Source organism: Nostoc sp. CHAB 5715, assembly GCF_020829685.1.
Lineage (GTDB): Bacteria > Cyanobacteriota > Cyanobacteriia > Cyanobacteriales > Nostocaceae > Nostoc.
The window spans coordinates 1-6,108 of record NZ_JAIVFR010000424.1 but is presented as its reverse complement, the minus strand read 5'-3'; the positions used below and the strand labels follow the sequence as shown (position 1 = coordinate 6,108).

Below are 6,108 nucleotides of genomic sequence, written 5' to 3'. Positions count from 1 at the left end.
TATATGCCGAGAATTTCCGCAGTTACGGAGCAGCTTTGTGGGTGTTTATATTGTTTATTAGCTACAACACCTATTACTATCCTTTGGATGTTGATCCGGTTGCTGTCTATTATTGGTTTTTTGCGGGAGTTCTTTTTAAATTGCCAGAACTAGAGAAACAAGATATAGAAGATGCTAACCCTCAGCAAAAGAATAAGAAAAAACGTCTAAAAACAATTTAAATTGAAAAAAAATGGCAAAAGTTATCATAGTAGGTCAAAAACACCTCAGCATTCCAAACTTACCTCGAAATTCTCGGCATATACTCATCCGCCCCAAGCCTTTCCCCGCAGGCAGATATCCTATAGAAAAAATTTGGTATCCTTTAGGCAGCTTTTTTCCCTGCCAACCTGTATGGGGAAGATACCAAGCTATTCATTGTTTCAACAAAATTTTATATACAAACAAACCTTGGTTTCTCACTTTTGAGGATCATCGTTTTTTATATAGAAATCCTCAAAATCAAGGTGAAGCTGCAATTTATGAATTGTTAAATGAGCGATTAGCGCTAGGAAATTGCCAAAAACTTATAGCTATCTCAGATTATGCCAAATTGAGATTAATTAAGCGGATAGAAGGTTGGAAGATAAAAGAAACAATAAGTAAGAAGTTGGATGTAATCCATCCAAGCTTTCCAGTAAGGGTTAACGAATCGAAACTTTATCAACAACAGCAAAACCTCCAGCTTATATTTATAGGAAATCACATTGCCCGCAAAGGTGGGATTGTTGCTTTAAGACTTGCTAAAAAAGCTGAAAAATTAGGTTTACCTATTACTGTACATATAATTTCAGAACTGGGGCATGGTTCAGGAGTCCCGACAGATTTTCCCGATGAAACCAAATATGTAGAGGATTTAAAGTTATTGGATTTAAATAACGTTGTTTTTCATAAAAATATTCCTAATGACAAAGTTATTGAGTTATTATCGCAAAGTCATTTTCAATTAATGGCGACATTACATGATACTTACGGCTATAGTATCATCGAGGGTTTTTCAGTTGCAACTCCTGCAATTACAACAAATGTATGCGCTTTACCCGAGTTTATTCGTCACGGCGAAAATGGCTATATTTTAAAGTTACCAATTAATGAAATGAGGCACTGGAGCAATTGGCTGTATGAAGAAAAAACTAAAACTAATGAATATTGGGAAATTTTAAACAGCACTTATGATTATTTGGCAGAGCAAGCATTGCAACAAATAATTCAATTTCTTGATAGAAGTGATAAGCGAGAACATTACGAATTTTTAAGTGCAGGAGCGTTAGCTCAAGCGCAAATTGTGCATAACTCTGAAAAGCAAAATGAGTTATTTGATGATCTTTATGCAGCAGCGGCAGGAGTATAAATAATTCGTAATTCGTAATTCGTAATTCGTAAATTTTGTTTTGTAATGGGGATTTAACCCCAACACAAAACTTGCTTTTTTATTGAACCGGGGGACTTAAACCCACGGAACTAGTTAAAGAAAGACAATTTTAAGCAGTCCTTCGGCTATTGATTGAATTTAAATTAACAAAGTTTGGGGGTTTAAGTAAAGAGCTTCTATCAAGCAGCGCGAATTGAACGCCTAAATCTAAATCCCCGTCACAAAACGTAATTGCTCTCTTCGTAGCGGGGCGAAGCCCATTGCGAATGGGCGAAAAAGCGAATTGTTTTAAGGCAATAGTAGCTTAGTGAAGTAAATTAAAATTAAGTTTTATCAGATTATTATCAAAGTAGAAAAATCACTTAATAAAAATCATGGATAATTGGCCATTAATTACTGTGGTTATCCCGACCTATGGTCGAGAGGAAGCCCTACGGGATAGCATTGTAGATGTTTTGAAACAAGACTATCCAAATTTTGAGGTTTTAGTGGTAGACCAAACCGCAAAACACCAGCCAGAAATTCAAGCCTATCTAGAAGAGATGGCGGAGGCTGGTAAAATTAAGTGGTTGCGCTTAGATTGGGCAAGTTTGCCAGGAGCGCGAAATTATGCTGTGCGGCGGTCATCTGGTGAAATAATATTATTTATTGATGATGATGTTCAGCTAACCCCAGAATTGTTAACAGCCCATGCGAAAAATTATTTGCAAAATCCAGAAGTGGGGGCTGTAGCCGGACGGGTATTTGACAGAATGAAATTGGGTGATTCTGGAGGAGATTTACAGATTGAATATCTGCCTCCCCAAGCTATGGATCCAGGAATTGCTTGGTATCATATTGATTTAGTACATACCATCAAACCTCAGCAAGTACTGACAGCGAGGGGTTGCAATATGTCATTTCGCCGCGAAATTTTTACTAAGTACGGACTGAGGTTTGATGAGAGGTTTGGCGGTAGTGCTGTGCGGGAAGAGTCAGATTTTTGTTTGCGGGTGCGACAGACGGGGTATAAGATTTGGTACGACCCAGAGGCCCATTTGGTGCATTTAGGTGAAGAAACAGGGGGTTGTCATGATATTAGTATGCGATCGCTCAAATATCAACTCACCTTTTATCACAACCATTTCCTACTAGGGCTGAAAAACCTTACTGCTACTCAAGCTTTACGCTTATACGCCCGTTTATTTGACTGTCACGTTCTCGGACGCCCACCTTGTCACAAAAGCGGTTCCCCCATCAAAATTGCCACTCGCGCTATTTTCTACACTTTGGGTTTTTTCAAAGCCTTGGGTACTGTCATTCAATCACTATGGAACGATGGTCAAATTTACAGCCGATTGGATGAACTGGTTTAGGCATTAGTCATTAGTCACTTGTACTGAGCGAAGCCGAAGTATTAGTCATTAGTCATTAGTGAATAACAAAGAATAAATGAAAAATGAAAATTTTAGTTGCTAGTCACACTTATATCGTAGACCTAAACTGTGAAAAACTACGTGCTTTATCTCAACTAGAACCCGATATTGAAGTGACAGTTGTAGTTCCAAAGCGTTGGAAACCAGGCGGTGTGCAAAACAGAATTATTAAAACTGAATACCGTGATGAAGGCAAATTTAGAATAGTTCCCGTTTCTAATTTCAGTCAAAATCATCAGGGACTCCTTACCTTTGGTGCTGATTTGATATCTTTGTTAAAAGAATTTCGTCCCCAAATCATCCAAGTGGAACAAGGGTCTAGGGGACTAGCTTATACTCAGATGATTACCTTAAATCAGCTATTAGGACTGAAGGCGAAAAATGTATTTTTTACCTGGTGGAATTTACCATATCATCTAAAATTACCAGTTGCTTTATTAGAAACATATAACCTCAATCACAGCCACGGCATTATTTCTGGCAATCAAGATGGAGCAGAAGTTTTGCGGCAACGGGGATATAAAGGGGCAATTAAAGTCATGCCGCAACTGGGTGTAGATGAAAGTTTATTTACTCCCAAAGCTCAACCAGAGTTAGCAGCTAAGTTGGATATTAAAAAAGAAGATTTTATTGTAGGTTTTGTTGGGCGATTTGTGCAAGAAAAAGGTTTGTTAACGCTTTTGCAAGCCTTAATAACTTTGAAAAAGAAACCTTGGAAATTACTGCTGCTGGGACGAGGAGAGTTGCAAAGTCAATTAATCAAAATCGCGGCAGAAAACAATATTCAAGAACGATTAATTTTAGTAGAAAGTGTTCCTCATAACGAAGTTGCAAATTATATCAACTTAATGAGTACTTTAGTACTGCCTTCAGAAACAACTTACAAGTTTAAAACCTTAACTTCTGTTGGCTGGAAAGAACAATTCGGTCATGTGCTAATTGAGGCGATGGCTTGCCAAGTACCTGTGATTGGTTCTGATTCTGGTGAAATTCCTTATGTAATTGGCGATGCTGGTTTAGTATTTCCTGAAGGTGATGTTCAAGCCCTTGCTAATTGCTTAGTTCAATTAATGGATAAACCAGATTTTGCTCACACTCTGGGTGAAATGGGTTATCAAAAAGCAATTATTAAATATACAAATAAAGCTTTGGCTAAACAGCAATTAGAATTTTATCAAGATTTAGTCATTAGTGATAGGACTTACGCAAAAAGTGCTAAAAAGCTTAATTTATCGAACCGCCAAGAACGCCAAGAACGCCAAGAATCGTAGAGTTTGCGTAAGTCCTAAGTGAATACAAAGGACAAATGACAAATGACAAATGACAATCAAATGAAAATATTACAAATTGTTCCCTCAATTTCTCTGATTTACGGCGGCCCCAGTCAAATGGTACTAGGGCTAACTCCAGCTTTGGTAAAAGAGGGAGTGGAAGTTACAATTATCACAACTGATAGTAATGGTGATAATGGTCAAATACCTTTGGATGTTCCTTTAAATCGCCCAATTAAACAAGATGGTTATGAAATAATTTACTTTCGTTGCGCCCCATTTCGTCGCTACAAGTTTTCCGTAGATTTATTAAACTGGCTAAAACGTCATGCTCATGAGTTTGACATAGCACATATTCATGCTCTATTCTCTCCCATAAGTAGTGCTGCTGCTATTGTGTGCCGTCAGCAAAAGCTACCTTATATTTTCCGTCCTTTAGGTACTCTTGATCCGGCTGATTTACAGAAGAAAAAACAATTAAAACAGCTTTATGTCGCAATTATAGAGCGTCAAAATTTAGCTGGTGCAGCAGCAATTCATTTCACCAGCGATCAAGAAGCTAAAATATCAGAACGATTTGGAGTCTCTACGCCAGATTTGGTGATTCCGTTGGGTGTGATTCCCCCTCAATCGCCCCTTAAAAATGTATATAGTCAGTTAGAAATACCAGAGGATGTACCTTTAGTATTGTTTATGTCACGAATTGACCCGAAAAAGGGGTTAAATTTGTTGATTCCGACGCTAGAGAAGCTGTTAACTGTTGGTTATAAGTTTCATTTTGTCTTAGCTGGGACGAATCCCCAAGATCCAGATTACGAAAAAAAGATAATATCCCAAATTCAAAATTCACCATTGCGATCGCACACTACAATTACTGGCTTTGTTAGTGGTGAATTAAAAGTTAGTTTACTACAAGCTGCTGATTTATTTGTCTTGCCTTCTTACTACGAAAATTTTGGGATTGCTGTAGCTGAAGCAATGGTAGCAGGTGTACCCGTAGTAATTTCTGACCAAGTACATATTTGTCAACAGATACGTGATAGTGAGTCGGGTTGGGTGGGTGCAACAGATGTTCAAGAACTGTTAGAGTTACTGCAAGAAGCTTTGCAAAATCCCGCAGAACGCCAACGACGCGGATTAAACGCCCAAAAATATGCATTGGAAAATTTTAGCTGGGATGCGATCGCTAGGCAAACAATCCAAGCTTACCAAAAAATTTTGGCAAACAATTTAATTTAACCCAACGCAGACAACAGCTGTACTTTAGTCAATAATTTTTACCTCCCCCATCCCTATATCCAAGAGTGCTGCCAAACCAGCCGTGAGCAAATGATCCTTTGATGGAAATTAATCCTTTAGCTAATATCGGCGTATAATTTGGAATCGAAATCTGGATTTTAGGCAATGGGAGTGCATTGCCTGACCATATGAAGGAACCAGACGACATCAGGGTGTCTACCAATCCGAAAACTTCCCTTTTTCTTCCCCCGTAAAGTTCCAATGCACCATAACGAACCTTAATATATCCTTCAGACAGTAGTGCCTGATTTACTTTTCCTGCGTTTACAACGGCTCTTAATCCATATCCGTATCCAAACTTTTTCATCTTAAGATTGGAAGTGTGATACAGCGTATCGTATTCTTTGTGTGCTGATCCTCGAAAGGAAATAAAGCCCGATTTATCAGGTACTTCGCCATATTGATTGGCAGAAAGCCAGAAAGGAGTGTATTTATCCGTTGAGAATATGAGATTTGACTGAAGGGTATATTGTGTTTTGGAAAAGATATTCTGGCCTCTCGATTCTATAAAGGCAGAAAGGAAAAACAGGAAAGAAAAAAACGTTAGTTTATATAGATTGGTTGTTTTCAAGTTGGTATCAGATGGTATTTATTAAAGACTCCGTTTACTTTTTTACAGATGCTTGAATCGGCATGCAAATTAATAATTTTAAGTTTATTATTATTATCAAATAGAATATCTTTTCCAAAACACAATATACCTAGATCGGAA

General features: G+C 37.8%; 5 protein-coding genes and 1 pseudogene. 5 read left to right on the top strand and 1 reads right to left on the bottom strand.

Annotated elements, in window-relative coordinates; translation table 11 throughout:
• The 5 genes and pseudogenes from LC574_RS22025 to hpsP form a co-directional block, all read left to right on the top strand.
• Positions 1–221 (top strand): annotated as a pseudogene (locus LC574_RS22025) (hypothetical protein); the annotation flags it as partial.
• 11 nt (positions 222–232) lie between these two features.
• Positions 233–1,390 (top strand): glycosyltransferase family 4 protein, encoded by a 1,158-nt coding sequence (locus LC574_RS22020; protein WP_229455632.1) that lies wholly within the window; start codon positions 233–235, stop codon positions 1,388–1,390.
• A 395-nt stretch (positions 1,391–1,785) separates the two neighbouring features.
• Positions 1,786–2,766, top strand: a complete 981-nt coding sequence (hpsN, locus tag LC574_RS22015; RefSeq protein WP_229455631.1) for a hormogonium polysaccharide biosynthesis glycosyltransferase HpsN — start codon at positions 1,786–1,788, stop codon at positions 2,764–2,766.
• 83 nt (positions 2,767–2,849) lie between these two features.
• Positions 2,850–4,097 carry a hormogonium polysaccharide biosynthesis glycosyltransferase HpsO gene (gene hpsO / locus LC574_RS22010; protein WP_229455630.1) on the top strand — a complete coding sequence of 416 codons (1,248 nt, stop codon included), beginning with the start codon at positions 2,850–2,852 and terminating at the stop codon, positions 4,095–4,097.
• A 60-nt stretch (positions 4,098–4,157) separates the two neighbouring features.
• Positions 4,158–5,336, top strand: a complete 1,179-nt coding sequence (gene hpsP, locus LC574_RS22005) for a hormogonium polysaccharide biosynthesis glycosyltransferase HpsP (RefSeq protein WP_229455634.1) — start codon at positions 4,158–4,160, stop codon at positions 5,334–5,336.
• Positions 5,337–5,364: 28 nt separating this feature from the next.
• Here hpsP and LC574_RS22000 read toward each other — a convergent pair whose 3' ends face one another.
• Entirely contained in the window at positions 5,365–5,967 is a 603-nt protein-coding gene (locus tag LC574_RS22000) for a capsule assembly Wzi family protein (protein ID WP_229455628.1), read from the bottom strand.
• Positions 5,968–6,108 lie beyond the last annotated feature (141 nt).

Coding starts and splice junctions, on each gene's coding strand:
- LC574_RS22020 (WP_229455632.1), top strand. CDS start 233: ATGGCAAAAGTTATCATAGTAGGTCAAAAACACCTCAGCATTCCAAAC.
- hpsP (WP_229455634.1), top strand. CDS start 4,158: ATGAAAATATTACAAATTGTTCCCTCAATTTCTCTGATTTACGGCGGC.
- hpsO (WP_229455630.1), top strand. CDS start 2,850: ATGAAAATTTTAGTTGCTAGTCACACTTATATCGTAGACCTAAACTGT.
- hpsN (WP_229455631.1), top strand. CDS start 1,786: ATGGATAATTGGCCATTAATTACTGTGGTTATCCCGACCTATGGTCGA.